Here is a 23,165-nt window from a genome sequence, read left to right as displayed (position 1 = left end):
AAAGGCGAATACCATCTCTGTACACAAAGGCGAAGCGCGTTCATCAGAAAGTTACGTTAAATGAATGATTTCGTGTAGTGGCATGACGGGAAGGTTGCTCGGTAAATCTATATCGTTTGAAACTATGAGTAGTTCCGATCCTAAGCGCTTAGTTTGCGCCGAGTATTGTATAGAGAACTCAAATTGCCGTCGGCCTTTATATATTTTCGAAATTTCTGCGCAATTGTCATATGTTGTGATCCATGACTTTTTAATTTTCAACATCGCTTTCGCCAAGGTGGAATGATCTTCCGGGGTGTAGAATCTTGTGTAAAGATGAGCCCCTTTTCCGTAATATGGTGGATCCGCGCATATTAAAGATCGCGTAGGAAGATTTTTTTCCATTATTGGCAAAAAATCTAGTGCATCCAATTGCGTAAAGTGTATTCTATTTTTATATTTATCTATTCTTTTGACTCTTTTTATCAAATCCTCTTTATTGAATCTACAATCAAGAGGGTAGTTGCCTGTTTGCTGAAGCCCTCCAATAACGCCTGCCCCTTTAATAATTCCAGAGCGATTAGTTCTGTTGAGAAATAGAGTTGAGAATCCGAGAGCGATATCGTTGCTGCCATTCTGCAATTCAGCATAGGCGGATTTTTGCTTGTGCCACTCTTCAATGGTGACAGGAGTTGATTCAATTAATTCGCAAAACTCGTCGCTGTGCCCGAGAATCGAGCGCCAAAAAGCAGCAATAGCTGGATCAATATCGTTGAGATAAATCTCGCGAACAACGCCTTCAAATAAAAGCGAGAGCGCCAGCCCGCCTCCGCCAGCGAAAGGCTCCGCGTAATGACCGCCTTCTAGATCGTTAGCGTAAATTATGCCGCTTACCAATTTGTGAAGGGACGATTTTCCGCCAGGGTATCTGAGTGGTGAAGCTGTGCGTGTCATTTTATTTGTATAATTTCTTTGAACTTCAGTGAATAGTCGATATTCTTTTTCATTCTTCCGCTCCATTCTGAATGCTTCTGAGAACTGCAATCATGAAGGGTGTTAGCACATCGAAGTCATTTGCCAATTGCTTACCATCAAAGCTAGCTGCGATTGAGCTATGTTTTGTCGAGTTTCCTTTCTCGGTTAGCCGCTTTAGCGCAGCAGAGAAATTCTTGCGCTGTTCTTTATTCGTGAATCCGAAGTCCGTCTCCATTCGGCTCTGCCCAAAATAGCCGTCGAATGTACTGCCATCTCCGCCATGCAATGCGGCCAAGCTCTCCATTAGTGACCAGAACCCAACCGTTACAATTGGACAATGATTTCGAAGAGATAAGGTTGTGCAAGAGATGTAGAGAGATTGGAGTTTTTGGCTTCCTGATTTGGCGAAGGCCGTCTCCAATTCGGGGGTGCCGCCGATGGTTAGCCGAGGTTTGATGTCAAAATGCTCTTCTTCACTTCTATCTTTTACATCGTCTTTTTTATTAGACTCCGCATGGTCTCGCGCTCGGCCACTCTCGGGCGTATCGTCTTCGGGTGCTTTTTGATCTCCAGCACTATTCTCCTTGGTGGAATTCGCAATTTCGTCGAAGGCTGACTTGAGAGAAATGGGGGCAACACGATCATTGCTCACCCCCGTCCTCTCTAGTAATTGGTCCGAGTAACGGATAACCGCTGCCGCGTCTGATCTTGAGGAAAGACGCCCTTGGCGCATGTCATCGAAAAACACTTTTGAGAGCACGGCAAATTCGTTTATCTCTCGATTAACCCAGTAATCTCCCAAGCTGTCTCGCACGATACCAAAAGCGACCCGCATGGTAGGGTTGCCAATGTACCTTTGGACTGTTGTCAGCTTGGAAACCCGGTCCTCTTCTGTGATCAACCCTTCTGCCAAAGCGGCATCCAGCAATGCAGCTGCGTCCCTATTTCGTCCGCCGCCCATTGCACGCTCTTGCTGGTCGGCGCTCCATTGCCTTCGGGACCTGCCATCTCGCAAATGCATGCGATCTACCCAAGGCTTTGCAGACTTCTTGCTTTTGAAAAGCACAACATTGATTTTCGGTGAAATGTGAGCTGGGCGTGCTGCCGCTTCTAGGCGCTGAATCATTTTGACACGCCCAACTACCCCTGTCGGAATTTTTTCGGGATCATGAAGAAGCATAAGAGCGCAAACTCGCCTATTACCTTCTGCTGCAATGTAGCTATCTGTCTTTCCAGTTCCAGAGCGTTTAACCACGCCGAGAAGGTCCATCGGATTCGTACCTTCTTTGGCGATATCTTCGGCCAATTCAATTACACGCTCTTTGATGACCAGATACTCAATTGCCTGCGATGGGCGTTGAAATGGCTTATGCCTCGGGTTTGAAAGATCAAGCTCTAGTTGATCCACGTCAATACTAATGATTTGTCCCTGATCCGCCATGTTACCCCCATCGCCATTTTATTATAACTATAATGGGTATGCGGTTGAATGATCTACTCCTTTTCGATTGCTGGCCACAAAACGTTGTGAGTTTGCGCGGTTCAGGAGGCCATGAGGCTTGAGACTGGCTATTTTTGCTAATGCAATCATGGGGCGATGTGCGTTGCCGAGGGGGCTCGGCTCTTTGGCGAGTGAACTGCTGTTAGCGCATCGGATAAAAAAGGGATGAGGGCGAGGGGGCTAGCTGTGAGTTCTGGGGAGGTTGTTCCTCCTGATTGAAAGTCTGAAGGTGTTCGCGGCCCAATATTCACCGGAAGGTTTCAACGATGAACAACCCGTATGAGAATGCCCGAACGGCGCCGCTTGGTCGAGCGGAGTGATCCGCCGTATCGTTGACAGGCTCGAGAACAGGCCTTCCCGGATGCACTCGGTCACCAACAAGGCTATGGCGCATCATCTGCTCAGGATTGAGCGTTTGCGCCGCAAATGCCGCCTGACAGTAGCGGAGATCGGGGAGAAGCTGGGTCTGCCCGCTCGACAGTCGCCGGCTGGCTGGCTCGCATTGGTCTTGGCCGTCTGGCCAGCATTGCCCCCAAACCGCCCGTGCAGCGCTATCAGCGCCACCCCCCCGCACACTGCTGCATCTGGATATCAAGAAACTCGGCCAGTTCGAGCGGACAGGGCGCCGGGCCAGCGTTTGCCGTTGTTTTCGATGCCTTCGGCAAACTGCTTCGAGATGGCAGACAGAATATATTCGTCCGCCTCGGCAAAGCCGGCCAGCGTTCCGGTACGGGGGCTGACATGGCCGATTTTCAGCACCGGCGCGGCGGCATAGGCACGTGTGCGGGTCAGGATCGCGGGAGCTGCCAGCAACGCTGCTGTTCCGGCAAGGAAACTCCGCCTGTCTGTCATGATCGTTTTCATGCTGTCTCCTCCCAAAGACACATTCACATCAGGGGCTCTGAAATGCGCGTCAGGCACGGACCTCAGAACGTGGCATCGCCCGTGACCTGCCGGTAGAGCACCGGCAGCAGATCGGCGAGGTAGCCCATTTCTTCGATGGCGTGCTTGTGCAAGCCCCGGCAGAACTCGTCTGTCAGGGCAGCCTGCCGGATTCCTGCTTTCGCCGGTTCGGGCAGTTCCTCGCCTTCGGTCTGGCTGTGCACATCGCCGAACCAGAAGCGCGTGCGCATTTCGCAGCCATAGTCGGTGTTGCGCACGAAATGGCACATGTGACCCAGATTGACGGGATTTTCGAGAGAGCCGGGCCTTGCACAGACCGCAGTGCCATCGACGGCATCATAGCCTGCCGGATCAAACACCTCGTGCGGATCACGGAAATGGATCCTGAGCTTGTGCACCGGCCCGGAGCCGCCAAGGGATTCATGCACGAGATGCTTGGCGCCATAGTAATTGCCGCCGTTACCCCGGTCTTCCCAATCGGAGAAATAATGATCCGTGGGATGCCAGAGCTTGTACTGGTCCGTGCCGCCCAGCCAGCCGAACCACCAGTGGACCATTTTCGCCCGGCAATGCGGCATGCGCGTCAGGGCAGCGATGGTGACATAACCATCGCCGTAACGCTGGATGCCGCTTTCAAAACCGAGATAGCCGGGTTTCAGAAGGTCATTTCTCTCTTCATAGCGCATCTTGTCTCACTCCCTCAGAGCGGCTGCAGGGGTTGGGTCACCGGGATCGGCAAATCCGTCGGATTGGCCGCAATCTCGATGCCATAGCTCTGCCCGTCCCGGTGCCATTGCCCGCCCATCACACCGGCCCTTGCGACATTGGCAATCGGGCTTGCCGCCCAGTTGGCGGTGCCAAGCGTCGTCTGGGTATTGGTTGCCCGGATTGCGGCGATGACTGCCTCAGGGTCTCCGGCATCTTCCGCCCGCTTGAGCACATCAACGGCCAGATCGAGAAGCGCATGCTTCAGCCCCACCGTCTGCACCCATGGCCGCCCTGTTGCCGCCGTCCATGCGGAGGCGATTTCGGCTGCCGTCTGGCCGGTTGTGGCGGATGTGAACGGATAGGCCGGGTGCCAGGCCAGTTCCGTCGACAGCCTGTCCCCACTCGTGCCAAGCGCATCAAGCGTTGCGGGCAGCAGCAGGCATTTGCCGATGGTCGCAATTTTCGGCTTCAATCCCTTCTGTGCGGCCTGAGCCCAGAATGTCAGGAACTCCGGCGGCACCATCGTGCCCATGACGATATCAACGCCTGCGGACTGGAATGCGGAAATCTGCGCCGAGAAGTCTTCAGCCATCGGCGTATACCGGCCCGGATCCACGGCCTCATAGCCCGCAGCCTTCAACGCCGGAGGAAAACCGAATGCAGCATCCCCCCAGGCGTTGCCATCCGCGTCGTTGGGCAAAAGCAGGCCCACCTTCCTGTTGGTCTCAAGGCCGGACCAGAGCTTCAGATAGGCCGCGATCAGGTCCTCGAGGCCAAAGCCAAAGAGGAAGGTACTTTCGAAGCCTTTTTCCGGCGTGGATCCACGGCCCAGCATGAAGGGCTGCCACGGGCATGCGGTGGAAATCGACGGAATGCCGTTCACTTCAGCCTGATCAGCCACCGGATTGACGGTGTCCGGACCGCCAGCAGACAGGATCAGCGAGACTTCGTCGCGCAGGATCAACTCGGACGCAACATCTGCCGCACGGGCTGCACTCGACTGGCTGTCCTTGACGATGAGCTCGATAGGCCGCCCTCCAGCACCGGCAGCGAAAACACTCTGGAACTGGCTGATGACAAAGTCATCCGGTTCTCCGAAGAAAGCCAGCGGTCCGGTCTTTGGGCTGACGAGCCCGATGCGAATGGGGCTGGCCGCTCTGGCGCTGCGGATGCGCAGAAAGGCGGGTGCGGCCAGAGTGGCCGATGCAACCTGCAGAAATTGACGTCTGTCTGGTCTCGATATGCTCATCACATCCCCTCCTCCAAGAGTGTGTGAAGCCGGGCAGCAAGCCCTCCTCAAGCAAAGTTTGCAGTCCCCCAGTTTCTTTCATTTCAGGCCCGGCAGGAGACGTCTCCTCAAACGTCCAGCCGCCAGGCCGCTGTGCAATGGGTACCGGTCAGCCCGCCGTGTAACCACCGTCGGCATAAAGAATATGCCCGGTGTAGAAATCGGATGCGCGGGAAACGAGGAACAGCAGGGGCCCCGCCAGATCCTCCGGCTCACCCAGACGCCCCTTGGGCACGCGGGTCAGGAAGCCCTGCCGCACGGTCTTTGCGTTCTCGGTGTCCTCAAACATCCAGGCGGTCAGCGGCGAGCGGAACACCGTCGGTGCGATGGCATTGACTGTAATGCCGGTCGGCCCAAGCTCGCAGCCAAGCGCCTTGGTGATGCCGTCAACGGCAGCCTTGGAGGCGCAGTAGGCCGTGTAGCCGGCCGGATGGCCCAGCAGGCCGCGTGCAGAACTGACCAGCACGATCTTGCCGCCCTTGCCGCCCGCCTTCATGTGCCGTGTCGCCGCCCGTGCCATCAGCCAGCTTTGCGTCACGTTCGCATCCATGACGGAAGTGAAGTCGGCAGGCGTCATGTCCTCGATCTTGGCAACCTTGTTCATGCCCGAGGCGACGACCAGAATATCCAGCCCGCCGAAGATTTCGGCCGCCTTGTCAGCCAGTGCCGCGCAGGCTTCCTCGCTGTCGGGCCGCATGTTGACTTCGGCCACTTCCGCGCCGCTGCTGCGGCATTCGGCGGCGATTTCGGCCAGCGCTCCGGCATTGCCGGCCGCAAGCACGAGGCGGCAGCCGGCCCCGGCCAGCGCACGGGCAGCCACCATGCCAAAGGCGCCGGAGGCTCCCGTGATCAGGGCAACCTTGCCTTTCACGTCAAACATGGAAAGCGGATCGCTCAGGGACATCACTTGGCCTCCTTCGGATAGGGAATGACCACCATCATCACGCAGACATGGTTCGAGCGGTTCTCGATCTTGCGGACTTCATGGGGGGCAATCGTGCAACTGTCGAACTTGCGCAGCACCGTTTCCGCGCCGTCAACGATGACGGTCATCTCGCCGTCCAGAACGACATAGACCTTTTCAACCGGCGTCGAATCCGGCCCTGCCCCGCCGCCCGGCAGGAATTGGCTCAGCCCCACCCACTGGTTCGCAGGGCCACCTTCTTCGAATCCTTGCAGCCGCAAGCCCACGACACCCCAATGATTGGGCGCTTCATAGGGCTTGGCCTCGGCAAACCGTTTTACATGCATGGGGCAGGCCTCCCTTCCTGCTTCATCCTGCGGAACAGGCTCCGCAAGGGGGCCGGGGGAGTGCAGCCCCCGGCGCAGCATTCAGCATCGCATCAGAACGGCGTGCCGCTCTCGATCCGGTAGCCGCCGGACTTGTCGACCATCGCCACAAGGCGGATGATGCAGCCGTCGCCACGGTCCCAGTTCCACGGGAAGAAGGCGAAGGTCACGCGCTTGCCGGTCACGGCGTCGAGATCGCCGCCGACATTCTCGATGCCGAGGATGCCTGCCTTGAACAGCTTGCGGTGCACCGGTTCCCACTCGGGGAAATCATCCTTCCAGTCGCGCCCGCCGGACCATTCCTTGTACTCGGCCTGAAGATCGACGTGGGTGATGATCGGGCCGATGCCATGCGGGCCGATTGCGGTGGCCAGCGGATGGTCATTGGCCTGGGTGTCGTGCCCGACGACCTTGACCTTCTTCTCGATGAACCAGTCGGCAGCCGAAGGCACGAAGCCCGGCGCACGCAGAAAGTAGTCTTCGCTGTCCTCGTAGATGTGGTGATAGCCGGTGTTGACGATGATCACGTCGCCCGGACGCACGGCCTTGCCGGCGGCCTTTTCCAGATCATCATAGGTGATCTGTTCCCACTGCTTCTTGGGGATCGACACCACAAGGCCCGAGCCGAAGAAATGCGGCAGCGGCACTTCGTCGATGAAAGGCGTGCCTTCCACCACGTGGGCCGGTGCGTCGATGTGAGTGGTGTTGTGCATCGAGGTGGTGATGCGCTGCGACAGCACACCGGATTTTGCCATGTAGTGGATGCGCTCGATCTTCACATCCTCGAAATACGGCCAGTTCGGCGACTGGAAACCGAACCGGTGGCTGAGGTTGTAGAACTCCAGCCCCATGCTGTTGTCGAGGTTCCCCTCGAACTCGATCCCACGGATCTTCACCATGATAGTCCTCCCATGCGCGGGAGCCCTGGCAGACCCCCGGCGGCAATCCAATGATTTCCTATGTATGACCCCCTCATACCGCATCATGATGCATACGCACCGCATTATGGTCAAATAAAATCTGCAATGCGGTTTATATGCACCGCATCATGGTACATTTTATGCCGCAAGCGTCCTGGATGCCGGTAGAGAGAAAATGGTTATAGGGGGAAGACATACGGCCATTCATCCAACGGCCAATGGGCCCCCTGCCTGGAGGCAGCGGACTTCACGGTGGTTGTTCATGGCAAGGCTTGTCAGTTCCCCCATGCGGGCAGGGGAGCGGAAAAACTCTGCAACGGGCAAGCCAGCCGCAGCGTGCCACCGCTGCGGCTGGTGCCGGATCATACCAACACTCGATGAGCTTGACTCATCGAGTGTTGGTTAAGCCTGTGCGGCGCTTGAGCAATTTCAAGGCGTGATGCGTCAGCATCGAAAGCCTTGGTATCAGATGCTCTTGAGGTAAGCCGCGATGATGTCGCGGGCCGCTTCCAGATCCTTGCGGGCGATCATTTCGGTGACCGTGTGGATGTATCGGGTGCCGACGACGATGCCAACGGCGCGGGCCCCGGCGGCGGCCTGCTGTGCGGCTGCGCCATCCTGACCGCCCGAACGCAACATGGTGCGCTGGTAGGGGATCTTCTCCTTGATGGCCAGCTCCTCGATCTCGCTGACCAGCGCGCGGTCGGCAATGAAGGAACCGTCCTTCACATGCAGGCCGAAACCGCCGCCCATGACCGTGGTGCGGTCCTGCTCCGGCACGCCCGGCGTGTCGCAGGCCAGCGTCACGTCGATGCCAAGGCCGATGTCCGGCTTGATGGCATAGGAGGCCGTGCGGGCGCCGCGTAGGCCCACTTCCTCCTGCGCCGTGAAGGCCACGTGGATCTCGCATTCATGCTTGGCCTTGCCCAGAGCACGGATGGCCTCGATGCCGAGCCAGCAGGCGATGCGGTTGTCCAGCGCCTTGGAGACGATACTGTCGCCCATTTCAAGGAAGGGCTCGTCCATGGTCACCATGTCGCCGATGCGCACGATGTCCTTCGTCTTCTCGCCAAGCCCCATGTCGATGACGAATTCATCCGGCTCGGGCACCTTCTTGCGTTCTTCCGGCGAAGAGATATGCACCGGCTTGCCGCCGGGGTTCATCACGCCCTTGAAGTCGCCCTTGTCGGTGGACACCAGCACGCGGCGGGAGAAGAGGTTGCGCGGATCAAAGCCGCCGACCGGATGCACATGGACGAAGCCCTTGTCCGTCACATGCGAGACGAGGAAGCCGATCTCGTCCATGTGGCAGAGCAGCATCACCTTGAGCGGCGACTTGGACTTCTTGCGCGGATCGCGCCGGCACAGCAGCGAGCCCATGGCATCGGTGCGCACCTCGTCGAAGAGATCCTTGATCTCGGCTTCGATGAGGGCGCGGACCCGGTGCTCATGGCTGGGCACGCCCGGAGTTTCGCAAAGGCGGCGGAGCAGGTCGATATTCATGGAAAGAGGTTCCCGAAGGTGATTTGACGCCTTCAGATTAGGTCATGCCGAAGAGAGACGGAAGTCCCTGCCTTTGGACGGCAGGCCTGGCGGCCGGCGCGTCTTTTCACTGCCCGGTTCAAAGCAAAACCCCGGCACCGGCGCAGGCCGGAACCGGGGTTGAAACATGCAGCGGAGTTCCGCCTGCCTTATTCGGCAGCGTTCGCCGGCTCTGCCTGCAGCAGGCCGTAACGCTCGATGCCGATGCGCTCGATCAGTTCCAGCTGGGTTTCGAGGAAGTCGATGTGGCTCTCTTCGTCGCCCATCAGCTGCTCGAACAGGGCCATGGTCACATAGTCACCGGCCTCGTGGCAGACTTCGCGGGCTTCCTTGTAGAGGGCGCGGGCGGAATATTCACCGGCCAGATCGCACTCGACGCATTCCTTCAGGGACTGGCCGATGCGCAGCGGGTCCAGCGTCTGCAGGTTCGGGTGGCCTTCGAGGAAGAGGATGCGCTCGATCAGCTTGTCGGCGTGCTGCATCTCCTCGATGGATTCCTCGCGCTCCTTCTTGGCGAGCTTGGTGAAGCCCCAGTCTTCCAGCAGGCGGCCATGCAGCCAGTACTGGTTGACGGCCGTCAGCTCGTGGCGCAGGGCCTTGTTCAGATATTCGATGACCTTGGTATCGCCCTTCATGGCAGCCTCTCTCTCAATGGTGCTTGTCAGTTTTAGCGGTCTTCTGGTTCGCCTTCCAGTGGCGTTGCCGCTTTTGTTACAGCCTTATCGGCATTCTGGTGAATGATATCAATGACATTCGGGAAACATCCGCCGCAGCGCGGCCGGCAGCCGAGCTTGCGGAACACGGCGCCGGGCGTGGGCAGCCGGGCGTCCGGATCTGCGCGCATCTCCTCGGCCGCCTGACGCAGCTGCTTGTCGGACAACACATTGCAGGAACAGATGATCATGAACCGGACTTGTCTGGGTTACGGCACAGCTTGCCATGGGCCTCTCATGGACCATCTGGCTATCACGCGACCGGCGGGATAAACTAAAGTTTCCACGCCAAGTCAACTTTATCTAGTGCATCTTTCCGTCAAAGGCCAATCATGAGTGAAGCTGTCACATCTGCCGCCGCGGCCCGCCGTGTTCTCGTGCTCACGGGGGCAAGCCGTGGCATTGGCCATGCCACGGTGAAGCGCTTTTCTGCCGATGGCTGGCGGGTGATCACCTGCTCGCGCCACCCCTTTTCGGACAAATGCCCGTGGCCGTCCGGGCCCGAGGATCACATCGAGGTGGATCTTGCAGATCCTCTGAGCCTTGCCGGTGCCATCGAGGAAATCCGCAGCCGGCTGAAGGCCGATGGCTCGCGTCTCGACGCACTGGTCAACAATGCTGGCATCAGCCCCAAGGAACAGGGCGGTCAGCGGCTGGATTCCTTCTCCACGCCGCTTGATGTGTGGCATCAGGTGTTCCAGGTGAACTTCTTCGCGCCCATCACGCTGGCGCGAGGCCTTTTTCCGGAATTGAAGGCCGCGCAGGGCTCCATCGTCAATGTCACATCGATTGCAGGCGTCAGGGTGCATCCCTTTGCCGGCACCGCCTATGCCACTTCAAAGGCTGCGCTGGCCTCGCTGACACGCGAAATGGCGGCGGACTTCGGACCTCATGGCATCCGCGTCAACGCCATTGCGCCGGGTGAGATCGATACCTCGATCCTGTCGCCGGGAACGGAAAAGCTGGTGGACGGCCTGCCCCTGCGCCGTCTTGGCCAGCCGGCTGAAGTTGCTGATACAATTCACTTTCTCTGCAGCAGTCCTTCCTCCTATGTCACGGGTGCAGAGATCCACATCAATGGCGGGCAGCATGTCTGAAGATGAGGCCGGATCGTATTCGGCATGATGAAACTCCGGAATCGTTTGCGTAATAACACGCAAGGCCCCGGATTATTCCTCATTTGTGGATTCAGTTCTGCGTGTGTGCGATTTTGAAACAGACGTTATCGATTTTTACGCGGTGTTAAATGGAATAAAGGATAGTGGCCTTAGTATTACTCCCTATAGGCCTTTTCCGATGAAGAACCCCTTCTCCCGTTTGCGTATCTCGGCAGCCCTTGCCGTCACCAGCTGCCTCATGGTCGCCGCCTCGCTCGTTGTCGTCGGAACGATCGTTTACTCGGTGATGGTCAGTGGTGCGGCGGATGACGCTGTGGCGCAGCAGAACACCAGTCTGCGCATCGCCGCCACCATTCTGGAGCGGGATGTGCCCGGCGTGAAAGTGACATGGGCCGCGGATGGCAATGTCAGCCGCATCCAGGCCGATGCCATTCCTGAATTCGCAGACCATGCGATGATCGACACGATCGGCCGGATGACGGGGGAGACGGCGACAGTCTTCGTCTGGGATGCGCAGCAGCGGGACTTCATCCGCAAGACGACAAACATCATCAAGGCGGATGGCAACCGGGCGGTCGGCACCCCGCTGGGCCAGAACGGCGCGGTCTATCCGGTGGTGATGGAGGGGCAGACCTATCGCGGTGAGGCGGTTATCCTCGGCAAGCCCTATTTCACCATCTATGCGCCGGTCATCGGTTCCGGCGGCGCGCCGGTGGGCGTCCTTTATGCGGGCGTTGAGCGCACGAAGATCATGGCCGGTGTCGACACGATGATGTCCCGCCTGGCCATGGCCGTGCTGCCGGTTCTGCTGGTGGCCATTGGTGTGGCCGTGTTCGCATCGCGGCATCTGCTGGCCCCGGTCACGAAACTGGCGGAAGTGACGCGCGAGATCGCCGCGGAAGACCTTGAGGCGGATGTGCCCTTTACGGAGCGGACCGACCAGATCGGCACGATGGCAAAGGCTGTCGCAACCCTGCGCCAGTGTGCGCTCGAGCGGCGCCGCCTTGCCGAAGCTGAAGCAAGCGCCGGTCAGGAGCGTCAGGAACGCCAGCAGCGGATGGAGGATCTGATCGGCAGCTTCCGCCAGCAGATCCAGTCCATGCTGAATGCAGCGGGTGAAACGGCACAGGAACTGACGGGAACGGCCAGCAAGCTGGCTGACCTTGCCCGCGCCGGTGCAGCGCGAGCCAGCGACACCGAAATTGCCACCCACGAAACCAGCGGCAATGTCCAGACGGTGGCCAGCGCCGCAGAAGAGCTGTCCGCCTCCATCGGCGAGATCCGCCGTCAGGTGGGCCAGACCACAGGCGTGGTCGGCAAGGCGACCGAGGGCACCCGGGTGACCAACCAGAAGGTTGAAAGCCTTGCCGCTTCCGCAGCCAAAATCGGTGAAGTGGTGACACTCATTCAGGCCATTGCCGAGCAGACGAACCTGCTGGCACTGAATGCCACGATCGAGGCCGCCCGCGCCGGCGAAGCCGGCAAGGGCTTTGCGGTCGTGGCGGCTGAAGTGAAGGGGCTGGCCAACCAGACCTCCAAGGCAACGGAAGAGATCGCCGCGCAGATTGCCGCCATTCAGTCGGCCACCGAAGAGGCGGTTGATGCCATTGGCGCCATCACCCGCACCATGGAAGAGGTCAACAGCTACACCTCCGCCATTGCCGCTGCCGTCGAGCAGCAGGGGTCTGCGACCTCGGAAATCTCCCGCAATGTGCAGAGGGCTTCCGCAGGCACCCAGTCGGTTGCGGGCAACATGAACGAACTGGCCCGGACGGTCGATCACACGGCCGAATCCGCCGATCACGTGCTCGGCGCTTCTGCCGATCTGGCGGGGCATACCGACCTGCTCCGCAGGGAAATCGAAGGCTTCCTGACGAAGGTCGCCGCTGCCTGATCCCGAACCGCCGCCTTCCCGGACATGCATGGCAGCTGTCCGGGAAGGCGGCATTTCTCATTCGGCTTCCGCCTGCACCTTGCGTCCAGCCAGACGCATGATGACGACGAAGAACACGGGCACGAAGAGGACCGCCAGGACGGTGCCCGATATCATGCCGCCGAAAAGGCCGGTGCCCAGTGCGTTCTGGGTTTCGGAGCTTGGCCCCTTGGCGATCACCAGAGGCAGGATGCCCAGGGTGAAGGCAAGCGAGGTCATGACGATGGGCCGCAGCCGCAGGCGTGCCGCCTCGACAGCTGCTTCATGCAGGCTTGCCCCTTCGCCGCGCAGCTTGCGGGCGAACTCCACGATCAGCACGGCATTCTTGGCGGAGAGGCCGATCAGTGTGATCAGGCCGACCTTGAAGAACACATCGTTATCGAACCCCCGCAAATGCACCGCAATCACGGCACCCAGCACGCCGAGCGGCACGACCAGCATCACCGAGAGTGGAATGGTCCAGCTTTCGTAAAGGGCTGCCAGAACCAGGAACACGACAAGGAAGGAGAGGGCGACAAGCAGCGGTGCCTGTGCGCCTGACTGGCGCTCCTGAAAGGACTGGCCGGTCCACTCCACCGAAAAGCCGGACGGGAGCTGTGCCGCAAGGCGCTCGATCTCCTGCATCGCCGCACCGCTCGATACGCCGCTAGCGGCCTCTGCGGAGATGCTGAGCGAGGGATAGCCGTTGAACCGGTTGAGCTGGAGCGGGCTGACCGACCATTCCGGCGTCACCATTTCGGAGAGCGGCACCATGCCGCCCCGGTCGTTGCGGACATGGAGCTTCAGAATGTCTTCGACCTGCATGCGGTCCCGGGCCTGTGCCTGCAGGACGACTTGCTGCAGATATCCGGCGCGCGGGAAGTCGTTGACATAGGTCGAGCTCATGGTCGCGGCGAGCAGGTCGCTGATGGCGGAAAAGGGAACGCCGAGGGCGCCGGCCTTTTGCCGGTCGATGCGCAGGTTCACGCTGGGCCCGCTTGGCAGGCCGTCGACGCGGGCATTCCTCAGGAGCTTGCTCTGGTCAGAGAGCCCGATGAGCTGATCTGCCGCCGCCTGCAGCGCGGCAGCGCCGCGTCCGCCCCGGTCGGCGAGGCGCAGGGTGACGCCCGAGGTTGTGCCCAGTTCCTCGATGGCAGGCGGTTTCATGATGAGAACCTCGCCTTCCACCGCCTCCTGCATTGCCTGTTCGGCTGCGGCCATTTCGGCGGCGGTGCTGCCGCTTCGCGTGTCCCAGTCGCGCAGCGTGGTGAAGGCCATCGCCGCGTTCGCACCCGAGCCGGAAAAGCCGAAGCCCATGACCGACAGGTTATTGGCAATATCAGGACGTGTTGCCGCGTGTGCATCGAAGAGCTGGACGAGCTCCCGCGTCCGCTCGGACGTTGCATCCGCCGGCAGCGTGAAGGAGGTCATGAATGTTCCCTGATCCTCTTCCGGAACAAAGGCGGTCGGCAATGTGCTGTATCCGAGGGCCAGAGCGCCGGTGAGGGCGCCATAGATCAGCATGACGCGGGCCGTGCGGTTCACAAGCCAGCCCGTCCAGACCGTGTAGCGCGCCGTCAGCCGGTCGAGGCCCCGGTTGAACCCTGCAAAGAAGCCCTTGCGCTCGTGATGCGGGGTGACCGGCTTCAGGATCGTTGCGCAGAGGGCAGGCGTCAGGCTGAGTGCAAGGAAGGCCGAAAACAGGATCGAAACCGCCAGCGACACCGTGAACTGCCGGTAGATCGCCCCGACAGAGCCGCTGGCAAGGCCCATGGGCAGAAACACGGCCGTCAGCACCAGGGTGATGCCGATGACCGCGCCGGTGATCTCCCGCATGGCGCGCCGGGTTGCCTCGCGCGGGCTGAGCCCTTCGCTGGCCATGAGCCGCTCGACATTTTCGACGACGACGATGGCGTCATCGACGATGATACCGATCGCCAGCACCATGCCGAACATGGTCAGCACGTTGATCGAATAGCCAATCGCCCACATCACGGCAAAGGTGCCCAAAAGCGCGATGGGCGCGACGATGGCCGGGATCAGCGTGTAACGGATGTTCTGAAGAAACAGCAGCATGATGAGGAACACCAGCCCCATCGCTTCGGCCAGCGTCTGCACGACCTTGGTGATCGAGAGCTTCACGAAAGGCGCCGTGTCGTAGGAGACAGCGTAGGCAACGCCTTCCGGCATCGAGGGCGCAAGCGCGGCAAGCCGCGCCCGCACGCCTTCCGAAGTGCTGATGGCGTTGGCACCGGGAGCAAGCTGGATGGCGGCGGCCGTCGCCGGCTTTCCCCCGTCGAAGATCGAGAACCCCATGGTCTGCGCACCGATTTCGATCCTTGCGATATCGCCAAGGGTCAGTTTCGAGCCATCGGGATTGGAGCGCAGCACGATGGCAGTGAACTCCTCCGGTGTTTTCAGCTGCCCGTCGAGGCTGAGCGGAACGCTGACCGCCTGACCGGGAAGAGCGGGCGCCTCGCCCAGCCGTCCGGGAGAAACCTGGACATTCTGCGTCTGGATGGCCTGCGTGATCTCGGCCATGGAGACCGAGTAGGCAGCAAGCAGGGAGGGATCAAGCCAAACGCGCATGGCGGCTTGCGAGCCGAAGGACTGCACGCGGCCAACGCCGGGCACCTGCTTCAGTTCCAACGCCAGCTGGCGCACGAGATAGTCATCCAGCGCCAGCGGATCTGTTTTTTCCCCTTCAGAGCGCAGGGACACAATCATCAGGAAGCCGGATGTGGCAGCCTCCACGGACAGACCCGCCCGGCGGACAGGTTCCGGCAGGCGCGGCTCGATGGCCTTCAGGCGGTTCTGGACATCGATCTGCGCCAGTTCCGGGTCCGTCCCCGGCTTGAAGGTGACGTTGATGGTGGCCGTACCGGAGGAGTCCGACGAGGAATCGAAGTAAAGCAGGTTCTTCACCGCCGTCAGCTCACGCTCGATGGGGGCCGTGATGCTGTCGTTGATGGTCCGGGGACTTGCGCCCGTGTAGGTGGCGGTGATGCTGATGCTCGGCGGTGCGATGACCGGAAAGCGGGAAACCGGCAGCTGCGGGATCGCAGCGATACCGGCAAGCACGATGAAGATGGCGATGACCCAGGCAAAGACCGGGCGCTCGATGAAAAACTGCGGCATGAACGGTCTTCTCAGATGTGGGGTTCGGGGGCCGATGGCTGGTAGGGGACGGGGTCCAGCGGCGCGCCGGACTCAACCCGGTCCTGTCCCCGCACCACGACCGTCTCGCCCGCCTTCAGGCCCGACAGGATCACGTAGCGGCTTCCGGTCAGCGCCCCCAGTTCGACAGGGCGGCTGCTGGCTGTGTTGCCGGCTTCCAGCACGATGAGACGCGCCTCTCCCGATGGATCCCGTAGAACGGCCTCCTGCGGCACGGTCAGAGCCTGCGGATAGATGGCGCTGGGCACCCGGGCACGAAGATACATGCCCGGCAGCAGCTGGCGGTCCGGGTTGGGCACTTCCAGGCGCATGGCAATGTTGCCTGTCCCCTGATCCACCGTGCTGTCAGAAAACAGCAGCCTGCCCTTGAAGCCATAGGGCTTGCCCGTCAGGGTCAGAATGTCGACGGGAAGGCTGTCCGCTGTTTCGCCCCTCCTGTTTTCGTCCATCTCTTCCAGCTGTTCCCGGCGCATGGAGGGCTGGCGGACATCCAGATAGACGCTGTCGATCTGCTGGACTGTCGCCAGCGCTGTTGCCGTGCCGCTGGACGCAAGGCCGCCTTCGGTGATCAGGGCCTGACCTATCCGCCCTGCGATGGGGCTGCGGATGGTCGCATTGGCCAGTTCGAGTTTGCGGCGCCTCAGGTTGGCTTTGGCCTCAGCCGCATTGGCCCGCGCCCGCGCCAATTCAGTTGTTGCATCCCCCAGCGCTGCGGTGCTGGCCGTGTGTGTCGCCGCCAGTGCGGTTATCCGGTCATACTTGGAAAGCGCATTGACGAGGTCAGCTTCCGCGCGGTCCAGCACGGCCAAGGCGGCTTCCACATCGGCTGCGAACGGTGCAGGGTCGATCTGAAACAGCGGCTGACCGGCCACAACATCGGAGCCTTGGGTGAAGAGCACCTTCTGCACGATGCCGGTCACTTGAGGCCGGATTTCAGCCGTGCGCACCGCCGACACCCGGCCGGGAAGCTCGTCGTAAACCACCACGCGGGCGGGCTGCACCGTCTGTACGGCAATGCGGACGGCGGCGGCAGCGGCTCCGGCGGGTGTCTGCGCTGCGGCGCTGCCCGCTTTCTGGCCATCGGTATCGTCCGAGCAAGCGGCAAGGCAGAGTGCTGTTGCGGCGATGAATGCGTAGGTCAGCTTGTGGCGAAGGCGCATGGTCGCGGTCATCCTCTATACGGCTGCCTGTTTCAGGCGGCGTGGCCGCTTCTATCGGTCCGCGGGGTTGGCGCTGTGTGGAGATTATGTTGCGGTTTCATGGAGAGGGGCGCTGCGCGCTCGACGCCAGCGATGCCTGATGGCATCAATGGCGGAAGGAGAATGCCATGACAGCCCTTGTTCTGATTGCCGAAGACGACGAAGAGATTTCCGCAATTCTGGATGCCTATCTCGTGCGCGAGGGCTTCCGCACCGTTCAGGCGCGCGATGGCCGGACGGCGCTTGATCTGCATCTGGCGCTGAAGCCCGATCTCGTGCTTCTCGACGTCACCATGCCCCGGCTAGACGGATGGGAGGTGCTGGCGGAGCTGCGGCGCAGGGGCAATACGCCTGCCATCATGATCACCGCGCTCGACAAGGATATCGACCGGCTGCAGGGCCTGCGCATCGGGGCGGACGATTATGTCGTCAAGCCCTTCAACCCGATTGAGGTCGTTGCCCGCGCCAAGGCTGTTCTTCGCCGCTCGGGCGTGGCCTCGGCTGCGGGTGTTCTGCGTGCCGGCAATCTCGCCATCGATCTTGATGCCTACGAGGTGAGCTTTGATGATGGCGCCGGGCCTGTGCGGCTGTCTCTGACACTGACGGAGTTCCGCATCCTCGCGCATATGGCCCGCAGTCCCGCCCGCGTCTTCACCAGAAGCGAACTGGTGGACGCCTGCCTGCCCGGGTCCGACGCGCTGGACCGCACGGTGGACAGCCACCTCAGCAAGCTGCGCAAGAAGCTGGAACAGGCTGGCGCCACCGGCCTGCTGCCCGGCGTGCGCGGCATCGGCTACCGCTTGTCGGCGTGATGCCATGAGACCGCGAACCGGATTGAGCCGCCAGATCCTCATCGCCATGTCGGCCATCACGGTGATGGCCGGCTTGCTGGTGTTCTTCGGATCCTATCTCACCTACAGCGTCATCATTGCCCTGTATCCGGCACCTGAGGATCTGGACAGCTGGCTCACGGTCACCGATCTGGTCATCCTCGGGTGTGTTATTCTTCCCGCGCTTGCGATTGCAGCCTTTGTTTCCCTGCGCCTGTCGCGCCGGATTCTCGCCCCCCTTGAATCGCTGGCCCGCAGCGCGCGCGAGATTACGGCCGGTGACCTCTCCTCACGCGCTTCAGCCGGAGACAAGGCACTCGGAGAAACGGCCGCGCTGATTGGTGACTTCAACACGATGGCACAGCGCCTTCAGGACATGGCGGCCGAAATGGCCCTGTGGAACGCCACCATCGCCCATGAGCTGCGCACGCCGCTGACCATCCTGAAGGGCCGCCTGCAGGGCATGATTGATGGCGTTTTCGAGCCGGATGAACGTTCGCTGCAGGGGCTGATCCAGCAGGTGGACGGGCTTGCCCGTCTGGTGGAAGACCTGCGGACGGTGACATTGGCCGGCAGCGGTCATCTGGATCTGCAGATCGAGCCGGTTCACCTCGCGCGGGAAATCGCCGGCGTGGCCAATCTTGTCGCGCATGACTTCCGGGCAGCCGGTTTCCGGCTGGAACTCGCTCTGGAGGACCTGGTGGTTGCCGTTGATGCAACGCGGATCCGGCAGGCGCTGCTGGCGCTGCTCACCAATGCGCGGCGCTATGCTGTGCGCGGCCGCATCACCGTCAGTCTCGCCAGGGTGGAGGACCGGATCGTTTTGTCCGTCGCCGACGAGGGACCGGGACTGCCGCCTGATATTGTCTCCCGTGGCTTCGTGCCTTTCGTCCGGGGCGATCCGGTCCGCTCGCGCGAGCTTGGCGGCAGCGGCCTCGGGCTATCCGTGGTGCGGGCCATTGTGGAGGCCCACGGCGGCCGTCTCAGCTACCGGACGACACCCGCAGGCGGGGCGCTGTTCGAGATGGTTCTTGTGAGGATGGAGCCTTCGGCGGCGACAGACGGTCTGTGAGGCCGCAAAGTTGTGGATGCCGTCGCGGAGAGGCAGCGGTCCCGTCCGCGTTGCAGTGCAGTATCTGGCGGCCTATGCCTTGAAAATGATGCCCTGTCATTTTTATCAATTAAGTTGATGCCAGACCGGTTCCGTCCCTGACGCAGGTGCAGTCTGGCTTCGCTGTTTCAAACCGCAGCGTATTTTATTGGGGCTTTGGTGCGGAGTTTCTGTATTGATCTGAATAGTTTGCAGAGAGTTGAGTCTAATTCTGAGTGTGTCCTTGAATTTTAAGTTTTATATACGTATTTTCAAATGAAAATACGTATTTCACGATTTGAATGTCATATAAATTTCATGATATTCGGACCCGGGATTAAGATCCGGTTCATTCAATGATGTGATCCAGTGCGCCGGGAGATGAAATTCTTCGGAGCAAACGGATATCATGGGCAGACTATCCCTTTCCTTCACCAACCTCTCGTTCCTGTACAAGGTCTGGGGCGGGTTTGGTGCGATTCTGGTTCTGACTGCGCTTGTCGGCGGCCTCGGCATTGTCACGCTGACGGGGCTTTCGCAGCGCAGCGAGATCGCTGATGAGGCACTGGCCACGATCACCGAGCTGAAGGCGCTCTCGGCCGCACGCGAGGCTTTCCTGCGGCAGCCGGATGCAGATGGTGCGGTTCAGGTGACGGCGGCGCTGAGGTCTCTGGATGCGACGCTCGAGGGCCTTGCCAGATCGCTCGTCAGCAATCCGCAGCCTCTGCAGAATGTTGCCTCTGCCCGTGGCATGGTTTCCGGATTTGGTGCGACATTCTCATCTGTCGAGCGGGACACCCAGTCGCTGAAGGACAAGCTGGAAGTGATTGAGCGCGCAACGGCGCAGCTCGACAGCCTGACCCGCACGATTGCCAACGAATTGCAGCGCCAGCAGCGCGATGCGGCGGACGCGGCCACCTTGAGCACCTCTTCTCAGGAAGATCTGCGCCAGCTCGGCCATCTTGCCCGCGACATGCAGGATCGCGTGGCCTTCCTGCAGCCGATGTTCGGCATGGGTGCTGATTTCAAGCTGAGCGAAGTCACGCCGGAACTGCGGGCCCAGATTGGCGAAACGCTCGATACGATCAAGAGCCAGGCTGAAAAGCTTGAAGGCTCCCGGTTCAAGGTCGTGCAGACGGGGCTGCTTGAGCAAGCCACCGCCCTGCACGCAGTTCTGCCGGTGATGCTGGACGAAACCAACCTCTTCAACCGTATGGGCCAGAAGAAGGAAGTGGCGGACCGGATCGGCGTCCTGACCACTCAGATCATGGAAGCCCGCTTTGCCATCTATGGTGCGCTGGACCGGGCACTGGATGATGCCAACGGCCTGCAGCAGAAACTGGCCGCCCTGACCCGGATCGGTCAGCAGGCGCTCGAAATCTCCGGCTCGATCTCCAGCGTCAAGACGGACACCACCAGCTTCGTTGCGGATATGGGCGATACGGACCCCAACGCGGTGGAAGCGGAAATCGACATGCTGAGCATGTATGCCATGCAGCTGGACGGGGCCTCGGCCTATGTGCCTGCCGCTTCCACGGCCATCTCTGCCATGCCGCAGGCACTTGAAGATTATGCCAGCGCTTTCACGGCCATCCGGGAGGCGAGATCCAGTCTCGAGGCCAACCGGGCGGAACTGGACCGGTTGAGCGTCTTGCTGCAGACCACCGCGACCGACCTCGCCCGGGCCCAGTCTGCGGCCAACCGCGCCGCAGGGCAGCGCGCGGTCACCACCATTGCGGTGGCGGTCATTGCGGCCATCGCGCTTGGCCTCGCCCTTGCGACCGGCCTCAACCGCCTGATCACCCGCCCTATCCGTGCCATGACGGACTTCATGCGCCGTCTGGCCAATGGTGACACATCTGCGGACGTGCCCGGCCTCGGCCGTGGCGACGAGATCGGCGGCATGGCCCAGGCGGTGCAGGTGTTCAAGGACAACGCGCTGGAGCGGCTGCGCCTCGAGCAGGAGCAGGCCGCCAGCCAGGCTGTCAGCATGGCCCGCCAGCAGAAGGTGGATGCGCTGATTTCCGGCTTCCGCGCAACCGCACAAAACCTGATCGCATCTGTCGGCAGCACGGCCGGCAATCTGGACAGGACGGCACAGCGCCTTGCCGTCATCGCCCGCGAAAGCTCGGAACGCGCCAGCCAGACGGCCGATGCCTCGGAAGCGGCGCTGGCAGGTATGGACAGCGCGGCTGCGGCAGCGGAAGAGCTGTCCATGTCCGTGCAGGAAATCGGCAATCAGGTCTCCCGCACCACCCAGGTGGTCAGCCGTGCAACGCATGCCACGCAGGAAACCAGTGCCAAGGTGGACGGGCTTGCGGCAGCGGCGGCCAAGATCGGTGAGGTGATCACCCTCATTCAGGCCATTGCCGCCCAGACCAACCTGCTCGCCCTCAACGCCACCATCGAAGCGGCGCGGGCAGGGGAAGCCGGCAAGGGCTTTGCCGTTGTGGCTTCCGAGGTGAAGGAACTCGCCAACCAGACCTCAAAGGCAACCGAAGAAATTGCAGCACAGGTCAATGCCATCCAGCATGCCACCAGCGACTCGGTGGCTGCCATCACCGGCATCAGTGAAACCATGGGTGAGGTGGACAGCTACACCGGTGCCATCGCATCGGCCATGACCCAGCAGAACTCGGCCACCTCGCACATCTCCCGCAGCGTGCGCCAGGTGGCGGACAGCTCGTCGGCGGTGGCCGGCAACATCCAGGAACTGTCCAATGCTGTTGCGGAAACCAGCAGCTCTGCCGATGTGCTGCTCGACGCCTCCGACGAGCTGAACAGCAAGACGCGCATGCTCAAGGAAGAAGTCGACCGCTTCCTCGCCGAAGTGGCGGCGGCGTGAAAGAGGGGGAGGGGCACCTTCGCCTCCTCACTCTCCGAGGTCGCCCCGGCCAAGCGGAGCGCGAGCCGGGGTCCACTCGCTTGCAGAGCGGTGAAATCTAAGTCGAACGGCGCGGCAAAGCTTCAGGGCAATCCGCCCATCAGGCAGGCAGTCTCAGCAGATCCGGGCAACGCTCTGGAAATGAGTAGGCCCCGGGTCCTCACTGCGTGCGGCCCGGGGTGACGCCTCGTGTGCCTTGCTGTCCGTTTCTCTTCCGTACGAATGTGAAGCGGGGCGGTGGCCCCGCCTCGATCGTCCCTCAGGCCGCCGCGACAGCGCGTTTGGCCATGACGGTGACGAGGTTTGCGCGGTATTCGGCAGAGCCGTGGATGTCGGAGAGCATGTCATCCGCCTCAAGGGCAATGCCTGCCACCGCATCTGCCGACCACTTGGCCGCAAGCGCCGCTTCCATGGCCTCGGCCCGGAACACGCCGCCCTGACTGGCGCCGGTGACGGCAACGCGCACGGAGCCATCCTTGTGGCGGGCGACGAAAACACCGGCCATGGCGTAGCGGGAGGCCGGGTTCGGATACTTGGCGTAGGCCGACTTTTCCGGGATCTTGAAGCTGATGGCGGTGATGATCTCGCCGTCCTCCAGCGCCGTCTCAAACATGCCCATGAAGAAGTCTGCGGCGGCAATGTCCCGCTTGTCCGTGTGGACGGTGGCATCCAGCGCCAGCACGGCGGAGGGATAGTCCGCTGCCGGGTCGTTGTTGGCAACAGAGCCGCCAATCGTGCCCATGTGGCGCACATGCGGATCGCCAATGCCGCCCGCAAGGCTGGCAAGGCCGGGGATCAGGCGGCGGACGAGATCAGAACCGGCCACATCCGCATGTCTGGTGGCCGCGCCGATGCGCAGCGTGCCGCCGCTTTCGGTGATGCCGTGCAACTCCGCAATCTGGCCGATGTCAACGAGGTCACTCGGCGCGGCAAGGCGCTGCTTCATGGTGGGGATCAGGGTCTGGCCACCGGCCAGCAGCTTGCCGTCATCCGCCTTGGCGATCAGGCTGGCTGCATCTGCGACCGAAGCGGCCCGGTGATAGCTTGTCTCATACATCGTGTTCGTTCTCCTCAAAGGAAAGCGTCAGCAGAGGGCAGGGCCGGGTGCAGCCATGGGGCGCGCCCGGTCCCGCTTA

19 protein-coding genes are annotated in these 23,165 nt (G+C 61.0%); 5 read left to right on the top strand and 14 right to left on the bottom strand.

Annotated features, from left to right (window positions below):
• Positions 1-51: 51 nt before the first annotated feature.
• The 11 genes from AC0CMF_RS22835 to AC0CMF_RS22785 form a co-directional block, all read right to left on the bottom strand.
• Positions 52-999 carry a DNA adenine methylase gene (locus AC0CMF_RS22835; protein ID WP_472482476.1) on the bottom strand — a complete coding sequence of 316 codons (948 nt, stop codon included), beginning with the start codon at positions 997-999 and terminating at the stop codon, positions 52-54.
• Positions 983-2,395 carry a hypothetical protein gene (locus tag AC0CMF_RS22830; RefSeq protein WP_374631175.1) on the bottom strand — a complete coding sequence of 471 codons (1,413 nt, stop codon included), beginning with the start codon at positions 2,393-2,395 and terminating at the stop codon, positions 983-985. Before AC0CMF_RS22830 ends, AC0CMF_RS22835 begins: the two co-directional genes overlap by 17 nt.
• 651 nt (positions 2,396-3,046) lie before the next feature.
• The gene (locus AC0CMF_RS22825; protein ID WP_058898068.1) at positions 3,047-3,319 is read right to left on the bottom strand and encodes a hypothetical protein; all 273 of its coding nucleotides are present in this window, start codon (positions 3,317-3,319) and stop codon (positions 3,047-3,049) included.
• Between the two features lie 62 nt (positions 3,320-3,381).
• Positions 3,382-4,044: a DAPG hydrolase family protein gene (locus AC0CMF_RS22820; RefSeq protein ID WP_058898067.1), complete on the bottom strand. Its 663-nt coding sequence runs from the start codon at positions 4,042-4,044 to the stop codon at positions 3,382-3,384.
• Positions 4,045-4,058: 14 nt separating this feature from the next.
• Positions 4,059-5,315 (bottom strand): ABC transporter substrate-binding protein, encoded by a 1,257-nt coding sequence (locus AC0CMF_RS22815; RefSeq protein WP_058898066.1) that lies wholly within the window; start codon positions 5,313-5,315, stop codon positions 4,059-4,061.
• 148 nt (positions 5,316-5,463) lie between these two features.
• Complete coding sequence (locus AC0CMF_RS22810) at positions 5,464-6,258, bottom strand: SDR family NAD(P)-dependent oxidoreductase (RefSeq protein WP_058898065.1); 795 nt, start codon at positions 6,256-6,258, stop codon at positions 5,464-5,466.
• The gene (locus tag AC0CMF_RS22805) at positions 6,258-6,605 is read right to left on the bottom strand and encodes a cupin domain-containing protein (protein WP_058898064.1); all 348 of its coding nucleotides are present in this window, start codon (positions 6,603-6,605) and stop codon (positions 6,258-6,260) included. The genes AC0CMF_RS22810 and AC0CMF_RS22805 overlap by 1 nt, the downstream gene beginning before the upstream one ends.
• A gap of 92 nt (positions 6,606-6,697) precedes the next feature.
• Positions 6,698-7,543 (bottom strand): cyclase family protein, encoded by an 846-nt coding sequence (locus AC0CMF_RS22800; RefSeq protein WP_058898063.1) that lies wholly within the window; start codon positions 7,541-7,543, stop codon positions 6,698-6,700.
• 486 nt (positions 7,544-8,029) lie between these two features.
• Positions 8,030-9,067 carry a M42 family metallopeptidase gene (locus AC0CMF_RS22795; RefSeq protein ID WP_374631181.1) on the bottom strand — a complete coding sequence of 346 codons (1,038 nt, stop codon included), beginning with the start codon at positions 9,065-9,067 and terminating at the stop codon, positions 8,030-8,032.
• 188 nt (positions 9,068-9,255) lie between these two features.
• On the bottom strand, positions 9,256-9,741 hold the full coding sequence (bfr, locus tag AC0CMF_RS22790) for a bacterioferritin (protein ID WP_050474555.1): 486 nt from the start codon (positions 9,739-9,741) through the stop codon (positions 9,256-9,258).
• Positions 9,742-9,773: 32 nt separating this feature from the next.
• Complete coding sequence (locus AC0CMF_RS22785; RefSeq protein ID WP_019963466.1) at positions 9,774-10,010, bottom strand: (2Fe-2S)-binding protein; 237 nt, start codon at positions 10,008-10,010, stop codon at positions 9,774-9,776.
• 141 nt (positions 10,011-10,151) lie between these two features.
• Between AC0CMF_RS22785 and AC0CMF_RS22780 the strand changes: the two genes are divergently transcribed.
• Positions 10,152-10,916, top strand: a complete 765-nt coding sequence (locus tag AC0CMF_RS22780; protein ID WP_374631184.1) for an SDR family NAD(P)-dependent oxidoreductase — start codon at positions 10,152-10,154, stop codon at positions 10,914-10,916.
• A 199-nt stretch (positions 10,917-11,115) separates the two neighbouring features.
• Entirely contained in the window at positions 11,116-12,831 is a 1,716-nt protein-coding gene (locus tag AC0CMF_RS22775) for a methyl-accepting chemotaxis protein (RefSeq protein WP_374631186.1), read from the top strand.
• Between the two features lie 57 nt (positions 12,832-12,888).
• Here the strand turns inward: AC0CMF_RS22775 and AC0CMF_RS22770 are convergent, their stop codons facing one another.
• Positions 12,889-15,987 carry a multidrug efflux RND transporter permease subunit gene (locus AC0CMF_RS22770; RefSeq protein ID WP_374631188.1) on the bottom strand — a complete coding sequence of 1,033 codons (3,099 nt, stop codon included), beginning with the start codon at positions 15,985-15,987 and terminating at the stop codon, positions 12,889-12,891.
• 11 nt (positions 15,988-15,998) lie between these two features.
• Positions 15,999-17,186 (bottom strand): efflux RND transporter periplasmic adaptor subunit, encoded by a 1,188-nt coding sequence (locus AC0CMF_RS22765; protein WP_374631190.1) that lies wholly within the window; start codon positions 17,184-17,186, stop codon positions 15,999-16,001.
• A gap of 167 nt (positions 17,187-17,353) precedes the next feature.
• Between AC0CMF_RS22765 and AC0CMF_RS22760 the strand changes: the two genes are divergently transcribed.
• The 3 genes from AC0CMF_RS22760 to AC0CMF_RS22750 all read left to right on the top strand — a co-directional run bounded on the left by AC0CMF_RS22760 (position 17,354) and on the right by AC0CMF_RS22750 (position 21,990).
• The gene (locus AC0CMF_RS22760) at positions 17,354-18,037 is read left to right on the top strand and encodes a response regulator (RefSeq protein ID WP_374631192.1); all 684 of its coding nucleotides are present in this window, start codon (positions 17,354-17,356) and stop codon (positions 18,035-18,037) included.
• Between the two features lie 4 nt (positions 18,038-18,041).
• Positions 18,042-19,127, top strand: coding sequence for an ATP-binding protein (locus tag AC0CMF_RS22755; RefSeq protein WP_058898057.1), 1,086 nt, complete (start codon positions 18,042-18,044; stop codon positions 19,125-19,127).
• A 427-nt stretch (positions 19,128-19,554) separates the two neighbouring features.
• Entirely contained in the window at positions 19,555-21,990 is a 2,436-nt protein-coding gene (locus tag AC0CMF_RS22750; protein WP_058898056.1) for a methyl-accepting chemotaxis protein, read from the top strand.
• Between the two features lie 298 nt (positions 21,991-22,288).
• Here AC0CMF_RS22750 and AC0CMF_RS22745 read toward each other — a convergent pair whose 3' ends face one another.
• Positions 22,289-23,086, bottom strand: coding sequence for an FAD binding domain-containing protein (locus AC0CMF_RS22745; protein WP_058898055.1), 798 nt, complete (start codon positions 23,084-23,086; stop codon positions 22,289-22,291).
• Positions 23,087-23,165 lie beyond the last annotated feature (79 nt).

The sequence above is a fragment of the Pannonibacter sp. CBAS1226 genome (genome assembly GCF_055685825.1).
Note: the sequence above shows the minus strand (reverse complement) of the source record. Positions and strands in the feature narration are given on the sequence as shown.